Annotated in this window: 27 protein-coding genes and 1 tRNA gene; 9 read left to right on the forward strand and 19 right to left on the reverse strand. The window is 64.1% G+C overall.

Going from position 1 to position 25918, the window contains the following annotated elements:
* Positions 1-110: 110 nt before the first annotated feature.
* Entirely contained in the window at positions 111-1424 is a 1314-nt protein-coding gene (locus NZK81_RS13445) for an MFS transporter (RefSeq protein ID WP_260046636.1), read from the forward strand.
* 7 nt (positions 1425-1431) lie between these two features.
* On the opposite strand, the gene NZK81_RS13450 is transcribed toward NZK81_RS13445, so the two are convergent.
* Positions 1432-1650 carry a hypothetical protein gene (locus NZK81_RS13450; protein ID WP_260046637.1) on the reverse strand — a complete coding sequence of 73 codons (219 nt, stop codon included), beginning with the start codon at positions 1648-1650 and terminating at the stop codon, positions 1432-1434.
* 97 nt (positions 1651-1747) lie between these two features.
* Complete coding sequence (locus tag NZK81_RS13455; RefSeq protein WP_260046638.1) at positions 1748-2161, reverse strand: EVE domain-containing protein; 414 nt, start codon at positions 2159-2161, stop codon at positions 1748-1750.
* Between the two features lie 63 nt (positions 2162-2224).
* Here NZK81_RS13455 and NZK81_RS13460 point away from each other — a divergent pair, with 63 nt between their 5' ends.
* The 6 genes from NZK81_RS13460 (at position 2225) to NZK81_RS13485 (ending at position 8664) form a co-directional block, all read left to right on the forward strand.
* Positions 2225-3160: an isopenicillin N synthase family dioxygenase gene (locus tag NZK81_RS13460; RefSeq protein WP_260046639.1), complete on the forward strand. Its 936-nt coding sequence runs from the start codon at positions 2225-2227 to the stop codon at positions 3158-3160.
* Positions 3161-3285: 125 nt separating this feature from the next.
* Complete coding sequence (locus tag NZK81_RS13465; protein ID WP_260046640.1) at positions 3286-4995, forward strand: putative bifunctional diguanylate cyclase/phosphodiesterase; 1710 nt, start codon at positions 3286-3288, stop codon at positions 4993-4995.
* Between the two features lie 54 nt (positions 4996-5049).
* Positions 5050-5880 (forward strand): diaminopimelate epimerase, encoded by an 831-nt coding sequence (gene dapF, locus NZK81_RS13470; RefSeq protein WP_260046641.1) that lies wholly within the window; start codon positions 5050-5052, stop codon positions 5878-5880.
* Positions 5877-7055 (forward strand): MiaB/RimO family radical SAM methylthiotransferase, encoded by a 1179-nt coding sequence (locus NZK81_RS13475; protein ID WP_260046642.1) that lies wholly within the window; start codon positions 5877-5879, stop codon positions 7053-7055. The genes dapF and NZK81_RS13475 overlap by 4 nt, the downstream gene beginning before the upstream one ends.
* Positions 7052-8017, forward strand: coding sequence for a signal recognition particle-docking protein FtsY (gene ftsY / locus NZK81_RS13480; RefSeq protein ID WP_260046643.1), 966 nt, complete (start codon positions 7052-7054; stop codon positions 8015-8017). Before NZK81_RS13475 ends, ftsY begins: the two co-directional genes overlap by 4 nt.
* Complete coding sequence (locus NZK81_RS13485; protein WP_260046644.1) at positions 8017-8664, forward strand: inner membrane-spanning protein YciB; 648 nt, start codon at positions 8017-8019, stop codon at positions 8662-8664. The genes ftsY and NZK81_RS13485 overlap by 1 nt, the downstream gene beginning before the upstream one ends.
* Before the next feature lie 360 nt (positions 8665-9024).
* On the opposite strand, the gene NZK81_RS13490 is transcribed toward NZK81_RS13485, so the two are convergent.
* The 9 genes from NZK81_RS13490 to NZK81_RS13530 all read right to left on the reverse strand — a co-directional run bounded on the left by NZK81_RS13490 (position 9025) and on the right by NZK81_RS13530 (position 16207).
* Complete coding sequence (locus tag NZK81_RS13490; RefSeq protein WP_260046645.1) at positions 9025-10980, reverse strand: potassium transporter Kup; 1956 nt, start codon at positions 10978-10980, stop codon at positions 9025-9027.
* 103 nt (positions 10981-11083) lie between these two features.
* Positions 11084-11746 (reverse strand): tetratricopeptide repeat protein, encoded by a 663-nt coding sequence (locus NZK81_RS13495; protein WP_260046646.1) that lies wholly within the window; start codon positions 11744-11746, stop codon positions 11084-11086.
* Entirely contained in the window at positions 11743-12177 is a 435-nt protein-coding gene (locus NZK81_RS13500; protein ID WP_260046647.1) for a cytochrome c-type biogenesis protein, read from the reverse strand. Before NZK81_RS13500 ends, NZK81_RS13495 begins: the two co-directional genes overlap by 4 nt.
* Complete coding sequence (locus NZK81_RS13505) at positions 12174-12740, reverse strand: DsbE family thiol:disulfide interchange protein (protein ID WP_260046648.1); 567 nt, start codon at positions 12738-12740, stop codon at positions 12174-12176. The genes NZK81_RS13500 and NZK81_RS13505 overlap by 4 nt, the downstream gene beginning before the upstream one ends.
* Complete coding sequence (locus NZK81_RS13510) at positions 12737-14686, reverse strand: heme lyase CcmF/NrfE family subunit (RefSeq protein ID WP_260046649.1); 1950 nt, start codon at positions 14684-14686, stop codon at positions 12737-12739. The genes NZK81_RS13505 and NZK81_RS13510 overlap by 4 nt, the downstream gene beginning before the upstream one ends.
* Positions 14683-15135 carry a cytochrome c maturation protein CcmE gene (gene ccmE / locus NZK81_RS13515; protein WP_260046650.1) on the reverse strand — a complete coding sequence of 151 codons (453 nt, stop codon included), beginning with the start codon at positions 15133-15135 and terminating at the stop codon, positions 14683-14685. The genes NZK81_RS13510 and ccmE overlap by 4 nt, the downstream gene beginning before the upstream one ends.
* Positions 15136-15137: 2 nt before the next feature.
* Positions 15138-15278, reverse strand: coding sequence for a hypothetical protein (locus tag NZK81_RS13520; protein WP_260046651.1), 141 nt, complete (start codon positions 15276-15278; stop codon positions 15138-15140).
* The gene (gene ccmC, locus NZK81_RS13525; protein ID WP_260046652.1) at positions 15278-16009 is read right to left on the reverse strand and encodes a heme ABC transporter permease CcmC; all 732 of its coding nucleotides are present in this window, start codon (positions 16007-16009) and stop codon (positions 15278-15280) included. The genes NZK81_RS13520 and ccmC overlap by 1 nt, the downstream gene beginning before the upstream one ends.
* Before the next feature lie 121 nt (positions 16010-16130).
* Positions 16131-16207: transfer RNA gene (locus NZK81_RS13530), tRNA-His, on the reverse strand.
* Positions 16208-16385: 178 nt separating this feature from the next.
* On the opposite strand from NZK81_RS13530, the gene NZK81_RS13535 reads away from it, so the two are divergent.
* On the forward strand, positions 16386-17018 hold the full coding sequence (locus NZK81_RS13535) for a prolyl hydroxylase family protein (protein ID WP_260046653.1): 633 nt from the start codon (positions 16386-16388) through the stop codon (positions 17016-17018).
* A 42-nt stretch (positions 17019-17060) separates the two neighbouring features.
* Here the strand turns inward: NZK81_RS13535 and NZK81_RS13540 are convergent, their stop codons facing one another.
* Positions 17061-17609: a superoxide dismutase family protein gene (locus NZK81_RS13540; RefSeq protein ID WP_260046654.1), complete on the reverse strand. Its 549-nt coding sequence runs from the start codon at positions 17607-17609 to the stop codon at positions 17061-17063.
* A gap of 273 nt (positions 17610-17882) precedes the next feature.
* On the opposite strand from NZK81_RS13540, the gene NZK81_RS13545 reads away from it, so the two are divergent.
* A complete protein-coding gene (locus NZK81_RS13545) occupies positions 17883-18230 on the forward strand; it encodes a PilZ domain-containing protein (RefSeq protein WP_260046655.1) in 348 nt (115 codons plus the stop codon).
* A 57-nt stretch (positions 18231-18287) separates the two neighbouring features.
* Here the strand turns inward: NZK81_RS13545 and rpmE are convergent, their stop codons facing one another.
* The 7 genes from rpmE to NZK81_RS13580 form a co-directional block, all read right to left on the reverse strand.
* Entirely contained in the window at positions 18288-18515 is a 228-nt protein-coding gene (rpmE, locus tag NZK81_RS13550) for a 50S ribosomal protein L31 (RefSeq protein ID WP_260046656.1), read from the reverse strand.
* Positions 18516-18628: 113 nt separating this feature from the next.
* Positions 18629-19081 (reverse strand): 3-hydroxyacyl-ACP dehydratase FabZ, encoded by a 453-nt coding sequence (gene fabZ, locus NZK81_RS13555; RefSeq protein WP_260046657.1) that lies wholly within the window; start codon positions 19079-19081, stop codon positions 18629-18631.
* A 19-nt stretch (positions 19082-19100) separates the two neighbouring features.
* Positions 19101-19805 carry an OmpH family outer membrane protein gene (locus NZK81_RS13560; protein WP_260046659.1) on the reverse strand — a complete coding sequence of 235 codons (705 nt, stop codon included), beginning with the start codon at positions 19803-19805 and terminating at the stop codon, positions 19101-19103.
* On the reverse strand, positions 19805-22435 hold the full coding sequence (gene bamA, locus NZK81_RS13565; protein WP_260046660.1) for an outer membrane protein assembly factor BamA: 2631 nt from the start codon (positions 22433-22435) through the stop codon (positions 19805-19807). The genes NZK81_RS13560 and bamA overlap by 1 nt, the downstream gene beginning before the upstream one ends.
* A gap of 173 nt (positions 22436-22608) precedes the next feature.
* On the reverse strand, positions 22609-23994 hold the full coding sequence (gene rseP / locus NZK81_RS13570; protein ID WP_260046661.1) for an RIP metalloprotease RseP: 1386 nt from the start codon (positions 23992-23994) through the stop codon (positions 22609-22611).
* 1 nt (position 23995) lies between these two features.
* Complete coding sequence (locus tag NZK81_RS13575) at positions 23996-25156, reverse strand: 1-deoxy-D-xylulose-5-phosphate reductoisomerase (protein ID WP_260046662.1); 1161 nt, start codon at positions 25154-25156, stop codon at positions 23996-23998.
* A complete protein-coding gene (locus NZK81_RS13580; RefSeq protein ID WP_260046663.1) occupies positions 25153-25911 on the reverse strand; it encodes a phosphatidate cytidylyltransferase in 759 nt (252 codons plus the stop codon). Before NZK81_RS13580 ends, NZK81_RS13575 begins: the two co-directional genes overlap by 4 nt.
* Positions 25912-25918: the final 7 nt, after the last annotated feature.

The following is a 25918-nucleotide window of genomic DNA, read 5'->3' on the forward strand; positions in this document are numbered from 1 at the left end:
CCGGGCCGAGCTGGAATTAAAGGCTCACCTGGAATTAAAGGGTTGTGCCCTTCGCCCGCCTCATTAAGGGTCCGCGCGACGAGAGAGTGAGGCCTGTTGCACATACCGTTATGACCACGACGACCAAACTCATACGGGCAAGGCGTTTCCTCCCCTTGTTCGTCACCCAGTTGCTCGGCGCGTTCAACGACAACTTGTTCAAGAACGCGATGATCCTCTACGTTGTGTACGAGGTCTACCATTCCGAGGCGCAGGAAGCCCGCTTCAGCGCCCTTGCCTCGGCCATATTCATCATTCCCTTCTTCCTGCTGTCGGCCCTTGCCGGGCAGATGGCAGACATGCGTGACAAGGCCCGGCTGATCCGGATCATCAAGGCCTGCGAAATCGCCATCATGCTGGTGGGAGGCACCGGTCTGGTGCTCGCCTGGCAGGGAATCGCACTGCATGCACTGGCGATCCCGCTGATGCTGCTGGCACTCTTCGCGATGGGCATTCACTCCACTTTCTTCGGCCCGATCAAGTACGCCATCCTTCCCCAGCACCTGAAGAAGGAAGAGGTCCTGAGCGGGACCGGGCTGGTCGAGGCGGGAACCTACCTCGCGGTACTGGCCGGCACGATCGTGGCGGGCTGGATCAGCGTGGAAGCCGCCGCGGCCGCCGTCGTGGGCGTCGCCGCGATCGGTTTTCTGGCGGGCAGCAAGGTCCCCCCCGCGCCCCCGATGTGCAAGCCGGAGCCGATCGACTTCCATGTCCTGCGTTCGTCGATCACGCTGGTTCGCACCACGATGAAGGACCGCCGCGTCTATCTGGCGATCTGCGCGATCAGCTTCTTCTGGGCGATCGGGACCGTGCTGTTCGTCCAGTTCCCGCCACTGGCCAAGAACATCCTGATGGCCAGCAAGCAGGTGGCCAGCCTGTTCCTGGTCATCTTCTCGGTCGGCGTTGCCATCGGCGCAATGGTGATAAACGCGCTGCTCAAGGGCACGGTTTCGGCACGCTGGTCACCCATCTCGGTGATCGGCATGGGCGTATTCCTTGTCGCGTTCCAGCAGGTCTGCGCGCTGTGGCCGCCGCACAACGGGCCCGAAGAGCTGATGGACGTGGCCACTTTCGTGGTTCAGCCGCTGGCCATTCCATTGCTGCTGACGCTATTGGGCATCGCCGTTTGCGGCGGCATGTTCGTGGTGCCGCTCTATGCCTTCCTGACGACTTTCGTCGACAAGTCGCAGACCGCGCGCACGGTCGCGGCGAACAACATCGTCAATTCCGGGGCCATGGTGGTTGGCGCACTGCTGACCGAACTGATGACCCTGATGGGCCTGCCGGTAGTGCGGCAGCTTCTGATCGTGGCGCTCAGCTGCGGTGCGTCGGCCTGGCTGGGCTACCTGCTGTTCCGTGCCGAACGGTCCGCGGCAACCGCCTGAACCGCACTCACGCGATAAAGATGCTTACGGCAACGAAGCTGGCGCAATAAGCGGCCAGAAAGCCGCGCCAGTCACCTCCGGTCATTCGCCAGCGGCGCGCGGCCTGGGCATTCTCTTCGGCTTCGACGTCGATCCCGAGAGGCTCGGTAAAGACGTGCTGGGGGAGTGACTGCCGGAACGGATGCCCGGCCGCTTCGTGCGTGAGAACCAGTGCTCGGCGTGTCATGTTTTGCATGACGCCGATTTTAACGCTTTGTTTACTTTTCCGCCAAGCGGCTTGCAGCGCCCATCCCAAAACGGGACGAGCGCCCCGGCTGCGCGGATCAGCCTTCCGACATGGCCAGGATATGTTCCCACTCTTCGGGCGTGATCACGGCCACGGACAGGCGCGAAAGCTTGATCAGTTCGATACCGGCAAGTTCGGGGTCCGCCTTGATCTGCTTGAGCGTCACGGGGTTCGCCAGCTTGCGCACCGGCTTCACCTTCACCGCCGCCCACTTGCCTTCGGGATCGGTCGGATCGACAAGCCCCGCCTGACTGATGGTGGCAATCCCGACGATCTCCCGGCCGACGTTCGAATGGTAGAAGAACGCCTCGTCGCCCACTTCCATCGTCCGCAGGTTGTTGGCGGCCCGGTGATTGCGCACACCGTCCCAGGTTCCCTCGCCCTCAGCCACCAGATCGTCCCAGCCATATGCGTCCGGTTCGGACTTCATCAGCCAGTAGTGCTTCGACATGCATTACCTTTCCATTTGGACTATCGAGAGCCGCATAACCGATTCATCACGGATTGCACCACCATGGACCTTGCCGAAATCCCCGTTCTGAGCCTCGATGCGGACCGGGACAACCTGCCTCCCCTGATCGGCGAAAGCTTCCGTACGTTCGGATTCGCGATGATCCGCGACCACGGCATCGATCAGGGCCTGATCGACCGGGCATGGGCACTGACCGAACAGTTCTTCGCCCTGCCGGTCGAAACCAAGATGAAGTACTTCCAGTCCGGCCAGGGCGGTGCGCGCGGCTACACGCCGTTCCGCACCGAAGTTGCCAAGGGCGCCACCGAAAAGGATCTCAAGGAGTTCTGGCACATCGGCCGGGACCTGCCCGAGGGCTCACCACTAGCGGCAACCATGCAGCCCAACATCTGGCCGGACGAAATCGACGGCTTCCGGGAAACCTTCACCCAGCTCTACGCCCAGTTCGACAAGGCCGGCGCCGAAATCCTGTCGGCCATCGCCATCGACCTCGGGCTCGACGCGCGCTGGTTCGATCCGGCCATCGAGGACGGAAACTCGGTGTTGCGCCTGCTGCACTACCCGCCCGTGGGCGAAGGGGCCGGCGGCGCCATCCGTGCCGGGGCGCATGAGGACATCAACCTCATCACCCTGCTGCTGGGTGCCCAGGAGGCGGGACTCGAACTGCTCGGCAAGAACGGCCAGTGGCTCTCGATTGCACCGCCCGAAGGGGCCATGGTCATCAACATCGGCGACATGCTGCAACGGCTGACCAACCACGTGCTGCCTTCGACCACGCATCGCGTGCGCAATCCATCCGGCGACCGGGCCGCGCACAGCCGCTATTCCATGCCGTTCTTCCTGCATCTGCGCAGCGATTTCCAGTTCGTGACGCTGCCCGAATGCGTCACCGCAGATAACCCGGATCGTTACCCCGAGGTTATCACGGCCGACGACTACCTGCAGGAACGGCTGCGGGAGATCGGCCTAATAACCTGATCTCAATGGTAAACATGACTTTGACCGGGCCGATTCACCTCGGGCCGGTCATCGGCATTTAACCGAAATTTCAGAGTAACCGATTAGCGACCTTTCCTTGGGCAGCAAGCCAAGGGGGCTATAGGGTGACGGCTGGCAATATCGCATTCAGGGACGAAGCTGGCGAAAGCGAGCAACAGATCGACGTCGTCGCTCTTGGTATCGTCACCGCCGCGATCCTGATGTTTGTAGCCACCGGCAGCGAAGTCGGCCCACGCGTGGTCGACTCTCTGCTCGACCGCGGCCCCGGGCCCGACAATTTCATCCTCAACGCCTTTCTTCTCAACATCGCCATCATCATCTTCGGTTGGAGCCGCTATCGCCAGCTGAGCGCCGAAATCAGGCTGCGCCGGGCCTCGGAACGGCAGGCACGGCAGATGGCCCAGACCGACCCGCTCACCGGCTTCCTCAACCGCCGCAACTTCAACGAACGCGTCGACAAGCTGATCGATACGGCAGAGGGGAACGGCCAGGCCGTCGTTCTCATCATGATCGACCTCGACAACTTCAAGCAGGTCAACGACTTCAACGGCCACAGCACCGGCGACGTATTGCTGCGCGAATGCTCGCACCGGATCGGCGCCAGCCTGCCCAAGCATGCCGTGGCCGGCCGTATCGGCGGCGACGAATTCGCGGCGGCGTTCGCCTTCGACAAATCCCGCGACGAAACGATCGACCAGATCGCGACCGGCCTCGTCAAGGCAATCTCCGAAAGCACCAAGATCAACGCCATCAGCATCGAGGTCACGGCATCGATCGGCCTGGCCCGGTCGGACGTCCCCGATGTCGACGGCAGGAAGCCCGACGCCCTTGCCCTGCTCGAGATGGCGGACATCGCCATGTACCACGCCAAGCGCCAGGGCCGGAACAGCTTCTTCTGGTTCGAAGGGGTGATGGCCGACGAGATGCGTTTCCGCAACGAGCTGGAAATGGGCATCCGCCAGGGCATTCCGCGCGGTGAATTCCTGCCCTACTACGAGCAGCAGATCGACCTGCAGACCGGGGAGCTCACCGGCTTCGAGATGCTGGCCCGCTGGGATTCGCCCCATTTCGGCCTCGTTTCTCCGGAGATCTTCATCCCCGTCGCCGAGGACATCGGTGCCATCGCCGCCTTGTCCGAAAGCGTGATCCGTCAGGCTCTGGAAGACGCCAAGGACTGGGACCCGAAACTGGGCCTGTCGGTCAACATCTCGCCGGTTCAGCTGCGCGACCCCTGGTTCGCACAGAAGCTGCTGCGCATGCTGGTGGAAGCGAATTTCCCGCCGCACCGGCTCGAGATCGAGATCACCGAAAGCTGCCTGCATCAGAACCTGCCCCAGGCCCGCTCGCTCATCACCAGCCTCAAGAACCAGGGAATCAAGGTCACGCTCGACGACTTCGGCACCGGCTACAGCTCGCTTGCCCAATTGCGCAGCTTGCCCTTTGACCGCATCAAGATCGACCGCAGCTTCGTCACGAGCCTGATCGAGAACAAGGACAACGCCGCGATCGTCCATGCCATCGCCATGCTCGGCAAGGATCTGGAACTGCCGGTTACCGCCGAGGGCATCGAGAGCAGCGAGGTTCTCAAGCACCTCCTGCAGTACGGTCATATCAAGGGCCAGGGCTATCTCTACGGCCACCCGCGCCCGGCCGGCGAACTGTCAGAGCTGCTGCGCGAGCATGCGACCTCGCCGATCCGTTCCGAGCCGGTCGCCGTGGCGGCGCCTGCTCCAGACAAGGCATCGCCCGTGCCTGCCGGCATCGAACCGGCCAAGGACGCACACGCCGCTCCCAGGCACGCCAGCCAGGCCTGAACTTTAACCCGGAACCTCTGGACCTGAGGCTCGCCAACACCTAGATCGCGCATCATGCGGATCGACTTCACCAAGATGCACGGCCTGGGCAACGATTTCGTGGTGCTGGACGCGCGCTCGCAGCCCCTTCCCCCCATCGATGCCGCCTTGGCGACGGCACTGGCAGACCGGCATACCGGCATCGGCTGCGACCAGCTGATCTTGCTGGAACCGTCGGATACCGGCGACTTTCGCATGCGCATCTTCAATGCCGACGGCAGCGAGGTGGAAGCCTGCGGCAACGCCACCCGCGCTGTCGGCCTGCTCCATGGCGAGCCCGCGCGAATCGAGACATTGGGCGGCGTGATCTCCGCCAGCCCTTCCGAACAGGGCATTTCGGTCGAAATGGGCAAGCCCCGGCTCGACTGGGAAGCAATTCCGCTGGCCTATGCCATGGACACGCACACGATGCCGCTGGCCTGGGAAGACCTGGCAAACCCGGTCGCGGTCAATGTCGGCAATCCCCATGTGATCTTCTTCGTCGACGATCCCTACGCGGTGGACATGGCGCGTCTGGGCCCGCTCATCGAAACGGACCCGCTTTTCCCCGAACGCGTCAATGTGAACGTCGCTGCGGTCACCGCGCGCGACGCGATCACCCTGCGCGTGTGGGAGCGCGGTACCGGCCTCACTCGTGCCTGCGGCACCGGCGCCTGCGCCACCGCCATCGGCGCGATCGAGCGCGGCCTCGTCGACCGCAAGGTGACCGTTACCCTGCCCGGTGGCCCTCTGGCGATCGAATGGCGCGAAGACGGCGAGATCGTCATGACCGGCCCCGCGACGGAAAGCTTCCGGGGCAGCTTCGATCCGGCCGACTACGGGCTGACGGCAGGGAGCACGGGTTGACCGTCGAAGTCCATTCGCTGGGCTGCCGCCTCAACTTGTCCGAAAGCGAAGCCCTGCGTGCCATGCTGGGCGACGCGGGCGATCTTGTCGTCGTCAATTCCTGCGCCGTCACCAGCGAAGCCGTGCGCCAGACCCGACAGGCGATCAGGCGCGCCCGCAAGGCCCGTCCCGATGCCCGGCTGATCGTCACCGGCTGCGCCGCGCAGGTCGAGCGCGACATGCTCGGCGCCATGCCCGAAGTGGACGGCCTGGTACCCAACACCGCCAAGCTGGACCCGCGCGCGTGGAACGTGCCTTCGGCACCGCCGCCACGGGAAAAGCGCGGTTACACGCGCGGCTTCGTTCAGGTGCAGAACGGGTGCGATCATTCCTGCACATTCTGCGTGATCCCGCAGGGGCGCGGCCCCAGCCGCTCGCACAATGTCGCGCAGGTGCTCGAAGACGTCGCCGTCCACCTCGACGCGGGCGTGAACGAGATCGTCCTGACCGGCGTGGACCTCACTTCATGGGGCAGCGACCTGCCCGAAAGCCCGCGTCTCGGCGCCCTGTGCGAGGCGATCCTCGCGCGCTTCCCCGCGCTGCCGCGCCTGCGGCTTTCCTCGATCGACGGGGCTGAAGTCGACGACGTGCTGTTCGACCTGATCGCCGGCGAGACGCGCATGATGCCGCACGTCCATCTCTCGCTCCAGCACGGGCACGACCTGATCCTCAAGCGCATGAAGCGCCGTCACAGCCGGGCCGACGCCGTCTCGCTGGTCGAACGCCTTCGCGCGCGCCGTCCCGACATCGCCGTCGGTGCCGACCTGATCGCCGGTTTTCCCACCGAGGACGACGAGGCACATGCAGCGAACCTTTCGATCATCGAAGAGCTGCAGATCGTCCACGGTCACGTATTCCCCTTTTCCGCGCGTCCCGGCACTCCCGCCGCGCGCATGCCGCAGGTCGATCCGGCCACGGTCAAGGCGCGCGCCGCCGATCTGAGGGAAAAGGTCGCGGGAATGCGACAGCGCTGGCTTGCCGCGCAATCGGGCAAGCCGCTATGGGTTCTTGCCGAAAAGGGTGGAACCGGCCATGCGGAAAACTTTGCGCCCGTGCGCCTGCCGGCTGGCACACAGCCCGGCGCGCTGATCCGCGTTACACCTGCAAGGGTAGTCGAAGGAATACTGGAAGCATGAGTACCGACGGCTCGCCGTCCGACGGCCAGACCGCAGGCAATGCCGGCGATGACTGGTCACAGCGCCTCTTCGGCGGTTTTCGCAAGACCTCTGAGCGCCTGACGGGCAACTTGTCCGGCATCGTCGGCAAGACGCGTCTCGACGACGCGCAGCTCGACGATCTGGAAGACGCGCTCATCACCTCGGACCTGGGACCACGCGCCGCCGCGCGCATTCGCGACCGTCTTGCCGAAGAGCGCTTCGAGCGCGATGCCGACGAGCGCGCGATCATGGAAGTTGTCGCCCGCGAAATCGCCGAGATCCTGCGTCCGGTGGCCAAGCCTCTGGACATCGTCGCATTTCCGCGCCCGCAGGTCATTCTCGTGATCGGCGTGAACGGTTCGGGCAAGACCACCACCATCGCCAAGCTTGCACACCTGTTCCAGGAGCAGGACTATTCGGTGATGCTAGCTGCCGGCGACACCTTCCGCGCCGCCGCAATCGGCCAGCTTGCGGTCTGGGCGGACCGGCTCGGCATACCCATCGTCAAGGGCCCCGAAGGCGGCGATCCCGCCTCCGTGGTGTTCGACGCCGTCAAGGCCGCGACCGATCAGGGTATCGACGCGCTGATCGTCGATACCGCCGGGCGCCTGCAGAACAAGCGCGAGCTGATGGACGAACTGGCCAAGATCCGCCGCGTGCTCGGTCGCCTCAATCCCGAGGCGCCGCATGACGTGGTGCTTGTGCTCGATGCCACCAACGGCCAGAATGCGCTGTCGCAGATCGAGATTTTCAAGGAAGTGGCGGGTGTCTCCGGCCTGATCATGACCAAGCTGGACGGCACCGCACGCGGCGGCGTTCTGGTTGCAGCGGCCGAACAATACGGCCTGCCCATCCATGCCATAGGCGTCGGCGAGAAGATCGACGACCTGCGCCCCTTCAATCCGGACCTCCTGGCCCGCGTGATCGCCGGAATTGCATGATGAGTGACATCGAGCCCGAAAAGCCCAAGAGTTCCTGGGTCAACCTGGTTGTCGACTTCGGCCCGCTGCTGGTGTTCTTCCTCACCTACAAATACTTCTCGCCTTCCGGCAGCGGCAACTCGCTGGCGACCGTGGCAGCGGTGATCAACGGCACGATTGCCTTCATGGGGGCGACCGTGATCGCGCTGGCCGTCTCCAAATGGCGCCTCGGCCATGTCTCGCCGATGCTCTGGCTGACCACGGTGCTGATCCTGGGCTTCGGCACGCTCACCGTCATCTTCCACAACGACTTCTGGATCCGCATCAAGCCGACCGCCGTCTACCTGATGTTCTCGGGCGTGCTGTTCTTCGGGCTGTGGCGCGGCAAGCCCATGCTCAAGTATCTGCTCCAGTCAGCCTTCGAGGGGCTGAACGAGGCGGGCTGGATGAAGCTTTCCCGCAACTGGGCGTGGTTCTTCCTGTTCCTCGCCGTGCTCAACACCGCGCTGGTCTACACCGTGAGCTTCGAGACGTGGCTGCAGGCCAAGCTCTGGGGCTTCACCGTGCTCTCGTTCGTCTTCACCTTCTCGCAGCTTCCCATGGTGCTCAAGCACGGCATGGGCGAGCAGGCGAAGGAAGAACTGATCGAAAACCCGCCGCACGACTGACGGGTTCTCGAACACCCCGTCCTTCCGATCCAGATGCGGCTCTTGCCCCACCCACCGCACGGGTGTGACCATGCCTGCGTCAAGATCTGGAGAGAGCTGCGACGAACGCGACAACCGCCCTTGTCGAAGACTCGCTGGCCCACATGCCACAGGGTGACTTCGATGGGTTTATCGGCGACGTCGCCCCGGATTTCGTCCTACACCTGCCGTTCATGCCACCCGGCCTGCCCAACGCGTTTCACGGTCGGGCGGCAGCACAGGCATCCGCACGAGGCCGCGCGTCCGCGATGGCGTGGTGATCGAACATACCGAATACCTGAACCCGCCGGCGCTGATGGCGGCATCCGGAAACCGGGCAGCCTAGATCTCCAGCTGACTGCCCAGTTCCACCACGCGGTTGGTCGGCAGGCGGAAGAATTCCATCGCGCTCGCCGCATTGCGCATCATCCACGCGAAAAGCTTTTCGCGCCAGATCGCCATGCCCGGCTTCTCCGAGGGAAGCAGCGTCTGGCGCGAGAGGAAGAAGCTGGTCTTCATCATCTCGAACGGCGCGCCGCACATTTCGGAATGGGCCAGCGCGGCGGGAATGTCGGTCTCTTCCATGAAGCCGTAGCGCAGCGTCATGCGGAAGAAGCCCTGCCCCAGCTCGATCACCTCGTAGCGTTCCGAAGGCTCCACATAGGGCACGTCCTGAACCTCGACCGTCAGCACCACGACGCGTTCATGCAGAACCTTGTTGTGCTTGATGTTGTGGAGCAGCGCCGAAGGGACGCCCACGTTGCTCGAGGCCATGAAGATCGCCGTTCCGGGCACGCGCGCAGCGCTGCCGTGGGCGCTCTTGGCGAAGACGTTGAGCGGTAGCGCGGCCTCCGTCATGCGGTCGCGCATGAGCTTGCGGCCCTTGTTCCACGTCGTCAGCAGCGTGAAGGCGACGCCGCCGATCAGCAGCGGGAACCAGCCGCCATCGGCAATCTTGGTGGCGTTCGCGGCGAAATAAGCGCCGTCGACGACGAAAAACGCGACGATGATCGGTATCGCCAGCCACAGCTTCCAGCGCCACAGCACGATCAGCAGCACCGTCATCAGGCAGGTGTCGATCAGCATCGCACCCGTCACCGCAATACCGTAGGCCGATGCCAGGTTCGACGAGTTCTGGAAGTAGAGGACCAGCAGGATCACGCCGGTCATCAGCGCCCAGTTGACGAAGGGAATATAGATCTGCCCGACCTCGTGCTCGCTGGTGTGGCGGGTCGAAAGGCGCGGGATGAAGCCCAGCTGCATCGCCTGATGGGTGATCGAGAAGGCACCCGAGATCACTGCCTGGCTGGCGATGAACGTCGCACAGGTCGCGAGAATGACTAGCGGCAGGCGCAGGTATTCCGGCGCGAGGTTGAAGAACGGGTTCTCCATCGCCTCGGCCGCAGCGGCATCGTCGAGCCCAAGGATCATCGCGGCCTGCCCGAAATAGTTGATCAGCAGGCACGGCATGACGAAGGCGAACCACGAAAGCCGCATCGGTCCGCGCCCGAAGTGGCCCATGTCCGAATAGAGCGCCTCGGCGCCGGTAACCGCCAGCACGACCGAACCGAGCGCGAGAAAGCCCAGCATCTTGTCGGTGAGGAAGAACTGGATCGCGTACCACGGGTTCAGCGCCGCCAGGACCTCGGGCATCTGCGCCAGATGGTATATGCCCAGCACGGCCAGAGTGGTGAAATAGATCACCATGACCGGCGCGAAGAGCGCGCCGACCTTGGCCGTGCCGCTCTTTTGCAGGACGAACAGGCCGATCAGCAGGATCAGCGCGATCGGCAGGACGAACGGCGCGAGATTCGACTGGACGACGGTAAGGCCTTCCACCGCCGAAAGCACCGAGACCGCCGGAGTAATCATCGAATCGCCGTAGAACAGCGAAGTCGCGAACACCCCGAGCATGACGATCAGACCGCCGTAGCTCGATTTCTTGATCGCGCCCGAAATCAACGCGACCAGCGCCAGGCTGCCGCCTTGCCCCTTGTTGTCCGCACGCATGAGCACGCCGACGTACTGGATCGAGACGACCATCGTCATCGACCAGAAGATCAGGCTGACAACGCCCAGGATATGCAGTTCGTCGATGGCCAGCGGGTGCGGGCCGACAAAAGTTTCACGGAAAGCGTAGATCGGGCTCGTACCGATGTCGCCAAAAACGACGCCGATCGCCCCGAAGGCCAGCTTGGCGACATTGCCCGAACCGTGCCCGTGCGCCGGCGCTATCGCCCCCGTCGCCGGATCGATCAGCGTCGGGCCGCCAGCCTTATCCGATGTTGCATCACTCATTCGTGCGCCCCGTCATGGACTCGCAGCCTCAGCTCGCAGCTGCGGCAAGGCTGTGGCCGTTAGCAGTATGCGTTGAGGCAAGCAACGTTGCGTACGGACCGGTTCAAGGCTGGGACACGGGCGCATCGTCCTGCCCGCCCATCTGGCCGGAAATCAGCGCATCCAGCCTTTGCAGCTGCTGCGCCAGCGGTGCGCGCCAGGGTGTGTCGTCCGGCGCGCGCTTGAGCAAATCGGCCCACAATGCGCGCGCTTCGGAGAATCGGCCCGACTGCGCAAGCGCAAGGCCGAGGAAAAACGGCGGGCCCGGGTTGTTCGGGTCAGCTATGGCCGCACGGCGATAGGCATAGAGAGCCGCCGGAGTCAGCATGCCGTCGGCATGTCCCAGCAGCGCATTGGCCATGGCCAGCCAGGCTTCCGAATTCTTTGGATCTTTCTCCACAGCCCCGCGCAGAACCTGCGCCGCATCGGCATAGCGACCATTGCGGGCCAGCCCATCGGCAATAACAACCCATTGATTGTTAGGTGGAATGCCCTTGTTGGATACTTTCATCCGCCCTTCGACGAGCGCCGCGGAATTGGCGGTTACCGGCTCGGCTGCCGCCTTCGGCGCCGATGGCATGCCCGGTTTGCCCTGGAGGGCATAGCCGGCGATACCGAGAAGCAAGGCCGCAGCGACGGCTTCGCGGGTACCGCGCGGTGCCTTCAACACGAAAGCCATGAACAGAAAGGCCAGCAGGGCCAGGACGATGACGAGAACCCAGGTCATGCCTCTTCTCCCTGCCCCGATTTTCCGGTGAACCGCCGGCGCAGAAGCAGGAAGGCCAGCAGAACGAGCACGGCCGGAACGGCAAAAAGCGGCCAGGTCAGGCTGGTGATGCGCGGCGCATAGCTCACGTAATCGCCATAACGCTCGATCAGCCAGCCACGAATCGCTTCCGGCTGCTCACCCGCGGCTATGCGCTCGCGCACCAGCGACCGCATGGAACCGGCGATCGGCGCATCCGAATCGGCGATCGACTGCCCCTGGCACTGGAGGCAGCGCAGCGTCTCCATCAGTGCCTGTGCCTTTTCCTCCTCGGCCGGATCGTCGAGCTGACGATAGGCATAAGGCGCGGTCGACTGTTCCTGCTGTGCCAGCGCCGGCACGGCGGCAACCAGTCCCAGCGCCAGAAGCAGAAGGGTAACGAAGCGGCTCACTTCTCCGCCTCCTTCAGCTTGTCCAGCAGAAGACCGATATGTTCCGGGCGGATCTCACCGATATGTTGATAGACGATCGTGCCCTTGCCATCGACCACATAGGTTTCCGGTACGCCCGACGAACCAAGCGCGAGCTGAACCTTGCCGTCGTCGTCGGCGCCGATCCGCTGGTACGGATCGCCGTTTTCCGAGAGGAAATTCTGCAGGTTCTCAGTCGAATCGCGCACCGAAATCCCCTCGACGGGGATACCTGCCCGGGCCAGCGCACCCAGCTGCGGCGCCTCGATACGGCAGGGAACGCACCAGCTGGCGAAGATGTTCACGAGATGCGGCTTGCCGTTGGTGAGCACCTTGCTGTCCAGCCCCGGCCGTCCGGGCAACGCGGGCGGCAGGTCGAACTGCGGCATCGGCTTGCCCACCAGCGCACTGGCGACATTCCTGTCCGCCGGGCGGAGCAACCCGATCAGCACAAGCGCGACGAACCCCAGGAACAGTGCCAGTGGCAGCCAGATTACCCATGCGCTCGGCCTGGAGGTAGCTTCCGGGTTTTTCTTTCCGCTCATCGGCCCTGCCTTTCACGGCGGTAGGCGATCTTGTCCTTGGCGACGATGCGCCGCACGTCGCTGGCCACGCGCCCGGCCAGAGCCAGCAGGCCACCCAGCGCGATCAGCAGTCCGCCGATCCAGATCAGCGGCACGAAGGGCTTCCACCACAGCCTGAGCTGCCAGCGTCCGTCCTCGGCCTCGCCGCCAAGCACCGCGTAGAGCTGGCCGTTCCAGCGCGTCAGCAGAGCCGATTCGCTGGTCTGCTGCGGCGGTGCCCAGAAGCTGCGCGATTGCGGCAGCATGCGCGTTTCCTTGCCGTCGGCGCCGTAACGCACCAGCAAACGGGCTTCGAGTGCGGTCCAGTTGGGCCCGGCGACCGGCTCGATGGAATCGAGCTTCACGTGCCAGGGGCCGACTTCGGTGACGTCGCCGGTCCTCACCGCCACCAGCTTTTCGACCGTGAAGGCGCTCTCGCTGCTCATCCCGAACAGGGCAACGGCAATGCCGAAGTGGGCAAAGACCATGCCCCAGACCGGCAGCGGCGTACGGCGCAGGTTGCGGTCGCGCAAAGGCAGCACGCTCGCCCAGGCAAGGCCGATCGAAAGCGCCAGCCCCAGGAACGGCAGCAGCGAAACGCCGCCGATCGCCACCACGGCGATGCCCGCGGCCACTACCAGCAGTGCCGGAATCACCAGCAGCTTGCCGATGCGCGCGAACTTGTCACGCCGCCAGCGCAGCAGCGGCCCGATCGCCAGCACCACCAGCATCGGCACCGCGAAGAGCGCGCTCATCGGGTTGAAGTAAGGCGGACCGACCGAGACCTTGGCGCCCATCGCCTCAGCCACCAGCGGGTAGAGCGTGCCGAACAGGACAATGCCCAGAATCGCCGAAAGCATCACGTTGTTGAACACCAACGCACCCTCGCGGCTGACCAGCGCGAAGCGCTCACCTTCGGTCACCGTGGAAGCGCGTAGCGCGAAGAGCGTCAGGGCACCGCCGATGTTGATCGCCAGCAGCGCCAGAATGAACGTGCCGCGTTCGGGATCGACCGCAAAGGCATGGACGCTCGTGAGAATGCCCGAGCGTACAAGGAACGTGCCGATCATCGACATCGAGAAGGCCACGACGCCCAGCATGACCGTCCAGGCGCGCAAGGCATTGCGCGAGGCCAGGACGCTGGCCGAATGGAGCAGCGCGGTCGCCGCGAGCCAGGGCATCAGCGAGGCGTTCTCGACCGGGTCCCAGAACCACCAGCCGCCCCAGCCCAGCTCGTAATAGGCCCAATAGGAACCGGCGGTGATACCGATGGTGAGGAATATCCACGCGCCCAGCACCCAGGGCCGCATGGCCCGGGCAAAGGCCGGCCCGACCTCGCGCGTGATCAGCGCACCGATCGCGAAGCTGAAGGCGATCGAGAGACCGACATAGCCGAGGTAGAGCGTGGGCGGGTGGAAGGCGAGACCAAGGTCCTGCAGCAGCGGATTGAGACCATTGCCTTCCGCCGGCACCGGCGAAAGCCGCTCGAACGGGTTCGAGGCAATGAGCAGGAAGGCATAGAAGCCGAGCGAAACGAAGGCCTGCCCGGCCAGCGTCGCCAGCATGGTCGGCTCCGGCAGCCGCTTCTCGATCAGCGCCACGAAGCCTCCGGCCATGCCCATGACCGTGACCCACAGCAGCATCGAGCCTTCGTGATTGCCCCAGGCCCCGGCGATCTTGAACACCAGCGGCTTCATCGAATGCGAATTGAGCGCGACCAGCTTCACCGACAGGTCGGTAACGGCGAAGACGTAGATCAGGCACAGGAAGGCGATCAGCGCGAGCAGCCCCTGCGCGACCGCGACCGGACGCGTCACGCCGGCCAGTGTTTCGCCATGCCTGGTCAGCCCGAGCGCGCCCGAAACGAGTTGCAGCGCCGCCAGCGCGGCCGCCAGCCACAGGGCGGCAAGACCGAGTTCGGCTATCATTTGGTTTCGGCCACGACCTGCTTGGCCTGTGCCTCGGTCATGTTCTGCATCTCGCGCGGGACATAATTCTCATCATGCTTGGCCAGGAGGTTGTCCGCCACGAAAGTACCGTCCGCGCCCATCTTGCCTTCGGCCACGACGCCCGACCCCTCGACGAAGAGCGAGGGCACGATGCCCTTGAAGACCACCGGAACGCGCGCCTTGCCGTCTTCCACGACGAAAGCAATAGTGACGCCGTCGGGCTCGGTCTTGATCGAGCCCTTTTCCACCATGCCGCCCAGGCGCACGGCGCGGTCGGACTCGGGCGGATTGGCCGTAATTTCGGCGGGAACGTAGAAATAGCTCGCCTGATTGCGCAGTGCCCAGGCCGCCAGCAGCCCTGCTCCGATCAGCACGACAAGCGCGATGACGAGCAGTACCAGTCGCTGGTGCTTTGCCTTGATTGCCATCGTCAGCGCTTCCTCGCCTCGTCACGGCGCTTTTCGGCGCGTTTCATCGACAGCAGCGACCACGCCACCATGGTAACGGTCGCAGCGATGCCTATGGCATAGGATGCTGCCACGAAAATCCAGGGATCCATCGCTTCGCGCATTACAGGTCCCCTGCCGCCAGAGCCTTGCGACGCAGCCGCGCCTCGGCCTGCTGATCGGCCAGAATCGCCCGCATGCGCGCCAGCACGACGCCCGCGAAGATCAACGTGAAACCCAGCATCGCGAAGAGCAAGGGCCACAGGAAAGCCCCCGACATCGCCGACTTGCCCATGGTAATGCTGGGCGGCTGGTGCAGGCTGTTCCACCAGGTGACCGAATAATGGATGATCGGGATGTTGACCGCGCCCACCAGACCGAAGATCGCGGGAGCACTGCTCTGCCCCCCGTCGGAGGCCTCGCTTGCCTGCGACAACGCCATCCAGCCGAAATAGAGAAACAGCAGCACCAGCATGCTGGTCAGCCGCCCGTCCCACACCCACCATGTGCCCCAGGCAGGTCGGCCCCACAGCGAACCGGTGACGAGGCAGACGGCGGTGAACACCGCGCCCGGCACGGCGCAGGCCCTTGCCGCGATTCCCGCCAGCGGGTGGCGCCAGACGATCTGCATGAAGCTGGCGACGGCGATTCCCATCCAGCCGGCCATACCCAGCCAGGCTGCCGGAACGTGGAGGTAGACGATTCGCACCGTCTCGCCCTGCAGGCGCTCCGCGGGCGCTTCGAACAGGCCCCAGGCCAGAGCCGCGCCGGCAACGAGGATGCCCACCCCCATGCAGAGCGGCATCAGCCATCGGGCGATGCGAAGGAAACGAGCTGGGTTGGCAAAGCCATGCATAACAGCGCGCTTCTAAAGACCGTTTCGAAAGGAGCAAGTGCCTCGTACCAAAGACCAAAGCCTGTCCCCGGCGAATCGCCCCCGCGCAAACCGGGGCGAGGCAGCATGTCGAAAGAAGAAATGGGGCGATCGATGGGGTTCGAACCCACGACCTCCGGTACCACAAACCGGCGCTCTAACCAACTGAGCTACGATCGCCACAAGCACCGCGGGCTTCTTGCGCCGCGTGCTGGAACTCCGCATCGGCCTCTGCAAGCAGTGACCGGAACGGGAGCGCGCCTTTGCACATGGCGGGGCCTCTTGCAAAGCAAAAAAACGGATCGCGCCGCGACTCTCGCAATTTTCCCGTCCCAAACGGGCCGCTATGGGTGCCATCATGAACGGACCTGGCGAATCATCGGCTACGCAACTGCTTTCATATCCCGGCATGCAGCGCTTCCCCTCCTCGCGGCTGGACCTGTTCGTCATGCGCAATTTCCTGTCCCGCGCGGAGTGTGACGCGCTCGTTGCCCTGATCGAGGCCCAGCACCGTCCCTCGACCATCGCCGATGCCAATGGCGACGAGGCCTTCCGCACCAGCTCGACATGCGACCTGGACCCCGGCGTTCCCGCCGTCTTTGCACTGGCAGCCAAGCTCGCGCAGATCTCTGGCATCGCGCCGCCCCACGCCGAGCCATTGCAGGGGCAGCGCTACGAAGTGGGGCAGGAATTCAAAGCCCATACCGACTACTTCGAACCCAAGAGCGCGGACTACGAAACCTATTGCAGCGTTTCCGGGCAGCGCACCTGGACCTTCATGATCTATCTGAACGACGTGGAGGCCGGCGGCGCAACGCGGTTCCGCGTGATCGGCAAGACGATCCAGCCGGAATGCGGCAAGCTCGTCGCGTGGAACAACCGCCGCCCCGACCAGAGCCTCAACGCCGCGACGCTCCATCACGCGATGAAAGTTCGCAAGGGCCTCAAGTACGTAATCACCCAGTGGTACCGCGAACGTCCCTGGGGGTAAGGGAAGAACGCGCACCCACGGCCTTCCCCCTTCCGCTTGCGGTTATTCGCCGGGGCTGATCACGGCACAGGCAATGCGGGCGCCCGCCGCGCCGGCAGGCTGGCTCGTGTAGTCGTCCGCCCCCGCGTGGATGACCAGGGCCGATCCGTCGGCGTCCAGCAGCGACTTGGGGCCGGGCGTGAGCGTGACGCCGGTATTGAAGATCTGCTCCTTGAGCACACCGTCGGGGCCGACATACTGGTTGGGCATGTCCCCTCCGTGCGGGCCGCCCATGGTCATCAACCCATGCTCGTGCGCGCCTGCGGCGAAGTGCCCGCCCGAGGTCTTGAAACCCTCCGCCGGGTCGCACACGCCCTTTTCGTGGAAATGGAAACCGTGCTCGCCTTCCGGCAATCCCTTGAGATCCGTGCTGACAAGCACGCCGGTGGGCGTCTGGACCAGCGTCACCTTGCCGAGCGAGTTGCCATCGAGACCGATAACGTTCGCCTCGACCGTCTTGCCTTCACCGGATGCCGGGTCTTCCCCTGCAAGCGCCGCGGATGCGGACAGGGCCAGGGCACATGCGGCGGCAATACGGGCAGTTCGGATCATTGCGCTTCTCCTTGTCGGAGCCTTTACGGCTCTTTCAATTGCTTGACGCCGCCGGCGGGGACCTTCCGCAAGTCCGGGCCCGGTCGGCGCGTTCCCGTGCAAGGCGCCCCCTCGGCCATGCACCGCGCTACGCTACGCATGTCTGGCGGAAAGGCAATTGCACGCATTCGAACGAAATGGTTACCGCGCGGGCAAGGTTATCTCGTGGTCGGGGATTAACGTTTAAAAGCGGAGAATACCGGCGATCCGAAGCGACGCCAGGAACAGGAAATCGTGAACGCACCTATTGGACGGCTTTACGCCACGACACCGGACAACCTGGACGATCGTCGCCGCGAAACGCGTCATGCCACGCGCTTCGAAGCCATTATCGAGACATCGCAAGGCAGGCGGCATCCGGTGCTGCTGGCCGACGTTTCGCTGCACGGCTGCTCCGTCCAGACGGATGCCGAAACTGTCCGGCAAGGGGCCTTCGTCTCGATCGGTCTCTACGGCGAACCGATGCTGCCCGCCATCGTGCGCTGGGTACGCGGCAAGGCCGCCGGGATGGAATTCCTGCGCTCGGTGCCGCCCGACAGAACCGAGTGGCATGAACTCATGGACTTCGGCCTTCAGGGCTGAAACAAAAAAGGCGGCCTGAAGGCCGCCTTTTCTCGTATGGGCGATGAAGCCGCTCGCTCACTTCTTCTTGAGCGAGAGACCACCGAAACGCTTGTTGAACTGAGCCACACGGCCGCCTTCGTTGACGCGCTGGGTACCGCCGGTCCAGGCCGGGTGCGAGGTCGGATCGACTTCGAGAACCAGCGTGTCGCCTTCGCTGCCCCAGGTCGAGCGGGTCTGGAAGGTGGTGCCATCGGTCATCTGCACCGTGATCATGTGGTAGTCGGGATGCGTATCGGCCTTCATGTCGTATCTCTTTCGCATTTGGCCGGTTCCGACCGGCCTGCCTTGGAAAGCGGCGCGCATAGCGCCACGAACCGCAAAAAGCAAGGGTGTCCAAAGGACTCCCCCTCGCCGTATCAGGCGTCGGCGATCATCGCGGTGAAGTTCACCTCGCAAGTCACCTTGTCGCCGATCGAAGCCTTGCCCCAGAACTTGCACACGCGCGAGCGCTTCTGGACGAAGCCGGCGCGCAGGTCGAGCAAGTGGCCCGGCGTCACGGGATTGCGGAACTTCGCCTCCTCGATCGCCATGAAGTAGACCAGCTTGCCGGCCCCTGCCAGACCGAGGCTCTCGATCGCGAGGATACCGGCCGTCTGCGCCAGCGCCTCGATCTGGAGAACGCCGGGCATGATCGGACGGCCGGGGAAATGGCCCTGGAAGAAGTCCTCGTTGAAGCTGACGGCCTTGACCGCGTGGATCTCCTCCTCGGAGAAGGAAACCACCCGGTCGACCAGCAGCATCGGATAGCGGTGCGGAAGCGCCGCCAGGATCTTCGCGGTATCGTATTCCGCCTCGGCCGTGTCACTCATGCCCGTCTCTCGCCTGTTCTCAGCGGCCGGTCGGCTGCTGGCTGGTGGCGGCAGCGGCCTGTCCCTGCGCCGCAGCCTGCTGCGCGCGTGCCTCGCGAACGCGGCGCGGCTCCCAACCCGCCGGCGGCACGAGCTGCGCCGAAGGAATGGCCGTGTTGAGTTCGTTCAGGATGTCCTGGTTCAGATTGTAGGCGTTGCCGTTGAAGGCGATGACCGAATCGGGCGCCAGAACGATCGAGATGCTGCGCTTCTTCATCGCCGACTTCAGCGCGTCGTTCAGCTTGTCCTCGATCTGCTCCTGCACATAGGCCTGCGACAGGGCCACCGGCTGGAGGATCTGCTGCAGTTCGGCCTTGCCCTGCTCCTGAAGCTGCTGGATCGCCGCGGCCTGTTGCTGCAGCGAGGCCTGGTTCGGGTTGGCAGCCTGGCGGTCGGTGTTGAACTTGTCGACCATCGGCTTGATCTGCGCGGTCAGCTGGTCGTTGCGGGTCTTGGCCTGGTCGTACTGCGCCTTGTAGGTGGTTTCGCGCTGCTGCTCGGCAACCTTGTAGGCATTCGAATTGACGACCACGGCATCGAGGTTGGCAATGCCCAGCCCCGGAACGATGGTGCCGCTGTCGGACGGCGCGGCCGGAGCCGCCTTGGCAGCCAGCGCGGGCTGTGCGGAAAGCGTGGCCAGCGCAAGGGCCGAACCCAGCGCGACGGACTTGGTTATCGTTTTCATCAGAATTGCGTTCCCACGTTGAATGTGAAGGTCTTGGTCTTGTCACCGTCCTCCTTGAGGAGGACCTTGGAAATATCGATGCGGAACGGACCGAAGGGTGAGTTCCAGTTCACGCCGAAGCCCACCGCGACGCGCGGCTTCCAGGTATCACCGGCGAATTCCTCGACGAACTGGAACTGATAGGCACCGGTCGGTTCATTGGCGACACCGGTAGTCGAATCGACCGCTTCCAGGGTAGTGGTGGTGGTGCTGTTGCCATCAGCATCCCGAACGTAATACGTCGGGTTACACCCGGGGTCGCACTGCGTGAGCTGCGGCTTTCTCACGCCCCAGACCGCGCCGACATCGGCGAAGATGGACGGGCGCAGGCCCATTTCCCGTGCGCCGGAGCCCAGCGGGATCTCCAGTTCGGCACGTCCCTTGTAGTAGTACTTGCCGCCGAGTGCATCGTCGGTCCAGTCGCTGCGCTTGGTCGACGGGATAAGAACACCATCGCCATTCTCATCGACGAGCCGCTTGCGCAAAACGCGCGGACCGACGCCACGGATGCCGAAGCCGCGCATCTGCGGCTCGCCCAGGAAGAAGCGGTCGGTCAGACGCACGTCGTCGCCGTTCAGCCCCTTGATGATGCCGCCTTCGCCGGCCACCGAGAAGACGAAACCACCGCCCAGAGGCCAGTACTTCGCCGCGTTACCACGCAGGCGCGCATAGTGCACATCGCCGCCGAGACCCGCGAAATCGACACTGACCGACGCCGTTTCGCCGCGCGACGGGCGTACGCGGTTATCGAGCGTGTCGTAGATCAGCGAGAGACCGATGATCGAGCTCAGCCGCTTGCCGATCGCATCGCACAGATAGCGGCCCGCATAGAGCGGATCGCACTGCAGGACGTTCGGATCGAGGCGATAGGAATAGTATGTGCCCTTATCCAGCGACACGTCGTCGTAGTTGAGCGTATAGCGCCCCACTGCGGTCAGGTATTCGGTCAAAGGCACGCCGGCACGAACCTGGAAGCCGGTCGTCGCCTGCTTGTAGGTCGTCTTGCGGTCCGAGTTGTAGTAATTGAAGCTGTTGTAGTCGCGCCGGTAGATGTCGACGCCGAGCGAGACGTTCTTGTCGAACAGGTAGGGTTCGACGAAGCTCGCCTGCACGCTCTTCGAATAACGCGAATAACTACCGGACAGACCCACCGTCTGGCCACGGCCGCGGAAGTTGCGCTGGCGGATCGAGGCCTGGAAAATGAAGCTCTCGAGGCTCGAGAAACCGGCCGAAAGCTGCAGTTCGCCGGTCGGTTTTTCCTCGACGTTCGCTTCGAGGACGATGCGGTCATCGGCGCTGCCGGGCTTCTGCTCGATCTCGAACTTCTCCTGGAAGTAGCCGAGCGACTTGATGCGGTTGGTCGAGCGCTTGACCTGCAGCGAGTTGAAGGCGTCGCCTTCGGCCAGGCGGAACTCGCGGCGCACGACCTTGTCCTGGGTCAGCGTGTTGCCGTTGATGTCGATCCGTTCAACGTAGACGCGCGGGGCCTCCTGGATCACGAAGGTGATCCCCATGGTGAGGTTGTCCTTGTCGCGGTCGTATTGCGGACGCACGTCTGCGAAAGCGTAACCGAAAGCGCCGGCGGTCTCGTTCAGGCTGTCGATCGTGTCTTCGACCTGCTTGGCGTTGTACCAGTCGCCCGCCTTCATCGGCAGGTTCTTCGCCAGCTTCTCGCCATCGAAGTCGCGCAGCTGGCTTTCCACCTTCACGTCGCCGAACTTGTAGCGCTTACCTTCCTCCACCACGTAGGTGATGATGAAGTCCTTCTTGTCCGGCGTCAGTTCGGCCACTGCGGAAACGACCCGGAAGTCGGCGTAGCCTTCAGTCAGATAGAACTGGCGCAGCTTCTGCTGGTCGAAGGCCATGCGGTCGGGATCGTAGCTCGTGCTCGAGCTGAAGATGCGCGTGAAGCGGGACTGCTTGGTAACCATCTGGCCACGCAGCTTCCCGTCGGAGAAGTGCTCGTTGCCGATGATGTTGATCTGGCGAACCTTCGACTTGGCGCCCTCGGTGATCTCGAAGACGATGTCGACGCGGTTCTGGTCCAGCATGACCATCTTGGGCTCGACGGTCGCGGCGTAGCGGCCCTTGCGCTTGTAGAGCTCGATGATGCGGGCCACGTCGGCGCGGATCTTCGAGCGCGTGAAGATCTGGCGCGGGGCAACCTTGATCTCGGGAAGGATCTTGTCGTCCTTGATGCGCTTGTTGCCTTCAAGGATGATGCGGTTGACGACCGGGTTTTCCTGGACGGCAATGGTGACATTGCCACCGTCGTTGGTCACCTCGACGTTCTTGAACAGCTCGGTCGAGTAGAGATCCTTGAGCACCTGGTCGGCGGCGGCCTTGGAGTAAGGCTGGCCGACGCGCATCTTGATGTACGAAAGCACCGTCTGCGGCTCGAGACGTTCCGAACCCGTCACCTGGATCGACTGGATCGTCGGCTCCGCCGGCGTGACGGTTTCGGGAGCCGGCGCCGCGGCTTCTTCGGCATCCTGGGCAAAGGCTGCACCGGGAACGCCCGCGAGGATCGTGGTCCCAAGAAGCACTGCCGCAAGCTGCGACGCATGGCGGGCATCAGTGCTGCGAACCATTTCCCATCCCATCATTCTACGCAAAATCCCGTTTCCGCTCTCGCGATGATCCCGTCCGGCCCGGCAAGCGAGATATTCGCCCGGCAGTCGACCGCAGCCATCTGCCCGATGGAAGACATCCAATCAAGCAGCCAAACCCGGCGAGATTGTGATCGCTGGATAAAACCTCCAGGCTATCCCCCGAAAATCGGCAGAGACACCAGATCGTTGACCGTGACGAACAGCATGAGCGCGAGGACCAGTGCCACGCCCGTGCGGATCGCCCATTCCTGACTGCGCACATCAAGCGGCCTGCGACGGACCATCTCGGCCGCGTAGAACGCCAGGTGCCCGCCATCGAGGCCTGGAATTGGCAGGAGGTTGATGAATGCCAAGTTAATCGAAATCAGGGCCACGAAGCCGACGAAGGCCTCCCAGCCGAGGCTGAACTGTTCGCCCGAATATTTCGCGATCTTGATCGGACCGCCCAGTTCCCTGACCGAGCGATCACCCGTGAAAATCTGGCGGATTCCCGTCACCATGGTACCCATGATCGCGAAGCTGCGCGACACGCCCAGCCCCACCGCCTCGACCGGACCGACCGGAACGACATGGCCATAGCCGCCCCGGATGCCGATCACCCCGATGGTCTTGCGGCCCCCGTCCTGCCCCTCTTCGAAGGCCTTGCCGATCGTTACCGGGAAAACCCTCGCTTCGCCGTCGCGCAGCACGGTTATCGTCACCTGCTGCCCCGGGGACGGCCGGATCAGGTCGGGAATGTTCCGGAAGCTGCGCACATCGGCATCGCCCACCGCAACGATCCGGTCACCGACCTTCATCCCCGCCGCCTTTGCCGGCGATTCGCCGACGAAGCCACCAACCACGGGCGCGGCGAAATCGACGCCCAGTTCACCGACATTGGCGGTATTGCCGAACTCGTCGCTCACTTCCTCGCTGGCGATCGTGACTGGCAGGTCCAGCGTGCGCCCGTCGCGCTTGACCGTGACCGAGACGGTCTTCCCGCCGAAGTAGACGACATGCTCCGGAATGTCGGTGACGCTGTCTATCTTGTCGCCATCAATCGCGACGATGCGGTCGCCGATTTCCATCCCGGCCGCCTTGGCTGCGGAATTTTCCGTGAAATCAGCAACTTCCGGATCCGCTACGAGTCGCCCGTTGGCAAAGGAAAAGGCCGCCAGGATGGCGACGCACAGGAGAAAGTTGGTGGCCGGCCCTGCCAGCACGATCAGCGCGCGTTGCCACAAGGGCTTGACGTGAAACGTGTGCGAGCGCTCCTCTGGGGTCAGCCCGTCCTCGGCCGCCGATGGCGCGCTGGCGGGGTTCATGTCGCCAGCGAACTGAACATAGCCGCCGAGCGGCAGGGTCGAGAGTTTCCAGCGGGTGCCCCGCTTGTCCGTCCAGCCGGCGATTTCCTTGCCGAAGCCGATCGAGAAGGCATCGGCCTTCACGCCGAAGAGGCGGCCGACGAGATAGTGACCAAGCTCGTGGATGAGGACCAGCGGCCCCAGCACCAGAAGGAACGCGAAGATCGTCGTCAGCAGGTTGGGCGAACCGGTCAAGTCAGGCAGTCTCCATCAATTGCCGCGCCCTTGCCCTTGCTTCGCTGTCGACGGCGAGAACGTCGGACAGGCAGCCGGGCGGAGGCGGCACGTAGGCATTGAGCACATGTTCCACTTGTGCCGCAATCCTCGTGAACGAAATCTGACCGTCGAGAAATGCGGCGACCGCAACCTCGTTCGCGGCATTGAGCACCGCCGGGATACCGCCGCCTTCCTGCGCCGCCTCGCGCGCCAGCCGGGTCGCCGGGAAGCGCTCTTCGTCCGTGCTGCGGAAAGTCAGCTCTCCGATCGCGGCAAGGTCGAGCGGTTCGCAGGGTGTGTCCATGCGCTGCGGCCAGGCCAGCGCCGAGGCAATCGGCACGCGCATGTCGGACGGACCGAGCTGCGCCAGCGTCGAGCCGTCGCGGTATTCGACCATCGAATGGACGATCGACTGCGGGTGGACGATGATGCGCAGGCGGTCGAGGCCGACCGGGAAGAGGTGATGGGCCTCGATCAGTTCGAGCCCCTTGTTGAACATGGTCGCCGAATCGACGCTGATCTTGGCGCCCATGTCCCAGTTGGGATGCTTGATCGCCTGCGCGGGCGTGGCCGCTGTGAGCTGCTCCCACGACCAGTCACGGAACGGTCCGCCGCTCGCCGTCAACGTGATCCAGTGCACGTGCTGCGCATCGTTGCCCTGCAGGCACTGGAAGATCGCATTGTGCTCGGAATCGACCGGCAGCAGCGTGGCCCCGTGCCGGGCGACGGCGGCCGTCATGACCTCGCCTGCCGAAACCAGCGCTTCCTTGTTGGCGAGCGCGATCACGCCCCCCTGCTCGATCGCCGCCATTGTCGGGGCAAGGCCTGCACAGCCGACGATCGCGGCAACCGTCACGTCCGCGCCGCGCGCCGCCGCCTCGACCAGCGCCGCCGGACCACCCGCTGCCTCGACGCCCGTCCCCGCGAGCGCTTCACGCAGCTCGGGCAGGCGCGCCTCATCGGCAACGACCGCGATTTCCGCCGAGAATTCATGCGCTAGCCGGGCCAATTCGATAGCGTTGGAATGCGCCGTCAGCGCGACAATGCGCCAAGCGCCGGACTGCCGCCGGACCAGATCGAGCGTCGAAGCGCCCACCGATCCGGTGGCGCCCAGAACGGATAGAGTGCGCGGTTCCGTCATCGCGGCTGGAACAATAGCATAAGAGCGAGCACGAACAGCACTGCAAGCAGGCCATCGACACGATCGAAGAAACCGCCATGCCCCGGAATGATGTTGCCCGAGTCCTTGACCCCTGCGCGGCGCTTCATCCAGCTCTCGAAGAAGTCCCCCGCCTGCGCGCAGACGGCAAGAAGGATGCCGGTCATCAGGCAAGTCGCGAAAAGCGGCAGCAGCGGCGCCTGAAGGTACCAGCACGGCTGCATTCCGAAGCAGGCCGGCACATCGGCGGCGATGCCGGCGGGCGTGAGCCAGATCGCCCCGCGCTGCCAGAGCAGCGCCGCGACGAACAGCACGAGCGTGGCGCCCAGCATGCCGCCCAGCAGGCCCGACCATGTCTTCGAAGGACTGATTGACGGGGCGATCTTCGGCCCGCCCAGCGTGCGCCCGGTGAAATAGGCGCCGACATCGACGGCGATCACACTCGCAAGAACCGTAAGGATCGGCGCAAGCGTAAATCCGGGATTGCGCAATACCAGCAGCATGGCCGCACTAGCCCCGACATAGAACATCCCGGCGAAGTTCCAGAAACCGCGCTCAGCCGGATTCTGCGTTCCCTTTCGTGCCAGCCGGATCCATTCCCACAGCACGATCACCGCCACCGCGCAGACGAACGCGATCCAGACCGCGCCACCCAGCCACAGGGCCGTACCCGCGACGGCAATCATCACCACGGCCGACAGCGTACGCACGCCGAGATCGGATTTCTTCTCCGCCATCAAAGCC

The sequence above is a fragment of the Novosphingobium mangrovisedimenti genome, from assembly GCF_025153475.1.
Classification (GTDB): Bacteria; Pseudomonadota; Alphaproteobacteria; order Sphingomonadales; family Sphingomonadaceae; genus Novosphingobium; species Novosphingobium mangrovi_A.

Coding starts and splice junctions, on each gene's coding strand:
- NZK81_RS13580 (WP_260046663.1), bottom strand. CDS start 25,911: ATGGCGGAGAAGAAATCCGATCTCGGCGTGCGTACGCTGTCGGCCGTG.
- NZK81_RS13510 (WP_260046649.1), bottom strand. CDS start 14,686: ATGATAGCCGAACTCGGTCTTGCCGCCCTGTGGCTGGCGGCCGCGCTG.
- NZK81_RS13560 (WP_260046659.1), bottom strand. CDS start 19,805: ATGAAAACGATAACCAAGTCCGTCGCGCTGGGTTCGGCCCTTGCGCTG.
- NZK81_RS13485 (WP_260046644.1), top strand. CDS start 8,017: ATGAGTGACATCGAGCCCGAAAAGCCCAAGAGTTCCTGGGTCAACCTG.
- ftsY (WP_260046643.1), top strand. CDS start 7,052: ATGAGTACCGACGGCTCGCCGTCCGACGGCCAGACCGCAGGCAATGCC.
- ccmC (WP_260046652.1), bottom strand. CDS start 16,009: ATGCATGGCTTTGCCAACCCAGCTCGTTTCCTTCGCATCGCCCGATGG.
- NZK81_RS13455 (WP_260046638.1), bottom strand. CDS start 2,161: ATGTCGAAGCACTACTGGCTGATGAAGTCCGAACCGGACGCATATGGC.
- NZK81_RS13450 (WP_260046637.1), bottom strand. CDS start 1,650: ATGACACGCCGAGCACTGGTTCTCACGCACGAAGCGGCCGGGCATCCG.
- NZK81_RS13535 (WP_260046653.1), top strand. CDS start 16,386: ATGAACGGACCTGGCGAATCATCGGCTACGCAACTGCTTTCATATCCC.
- NZK81_RS13445 (WP_260046636.1), top strand. CDS start 111: ATGACCACGACGACCAAACTCATACGGGCAAGGCGTTTCCTCCCCTTG.
- NZK81_RS13575 (WP_260046662.1), bottom strand. CDS start 25,156: ATGACGGAACCGCGCACTCTATCCGTTCTGGGCGCCACCGGATCGGTG.
- fabZ (WP_260046657.1), bottom strand. CDS start 19,081: ATGAGTGACACGGCCGAGGCGGAATACGATACCGCGAAGATCCTGGCG.
- NZK81_RS13505 (WP_260046648.1), bottom strand. CDS start 12,740: ATGAGCGGAAAGAAAAACCCGGAAGCTACCTCCAGGCCGAGCGCATGG.
- NZK81_RS13490 (WP_260046645.1), bottom strand. CDS start 10,980: ATGAGTGATGCAACATCGGATAAGGCTGGCGGCCCGACGCTGATCGAT.
- bamA (WP_260046660.1), bottom strand. CDS start 22,435: ATGGTTCGCAGCACTGATGCCCGCCATGCGTCGCAGCTTGCGGCAGTG.
- rpmE (WP_260046656.1), bottom strand. CDS start 18,515: ATGAAGGCCGATACGCATCCCGACTACCACATGATCACGGTGCAGATG.
- NZK81_RS13520 (WP_260046651.1), bottom strand. CDS start 15,278: ATGCGCGAAGCGATGGATCCCTGGATTTTCGTGGCAGCATCCTATGCC.
- NZK81_RS13495 (WP_260046646.1), bottom strand. CDS start 11,746: ATGACCTGGGTTCTCGTCATCGTCCTGGCCCTGCTGGCCTTTCTGTTC.
- NZK81_RS13460 (WP_260046639.1), top strand. CDS start 2,225: ATGGACCTTGCCGAAATCCCCGTTCTGAGCCTCGATGCGGACCGGGAC.
- NZK81_RS13540 (WP_260046654.1), bottom strand. CDS start 17,609: ATGATCCGAACTGCCCGTATTGCCGCCGCATGTGCCCTGGCCCTGTCC.
- dapF (WP_260046641.1), top strand. CDS start 5,050: ATGCGGATCGACTTCACCAAGATGCACGGCCTGGGCAACGATTTCGTG.
- ccmE (WP_260046650.1), bottom strand. CDS start 15,135: ATGGCAATCAAGGCAAAGCACCAGCGACTGGTACTGCTCGTCATCGCG.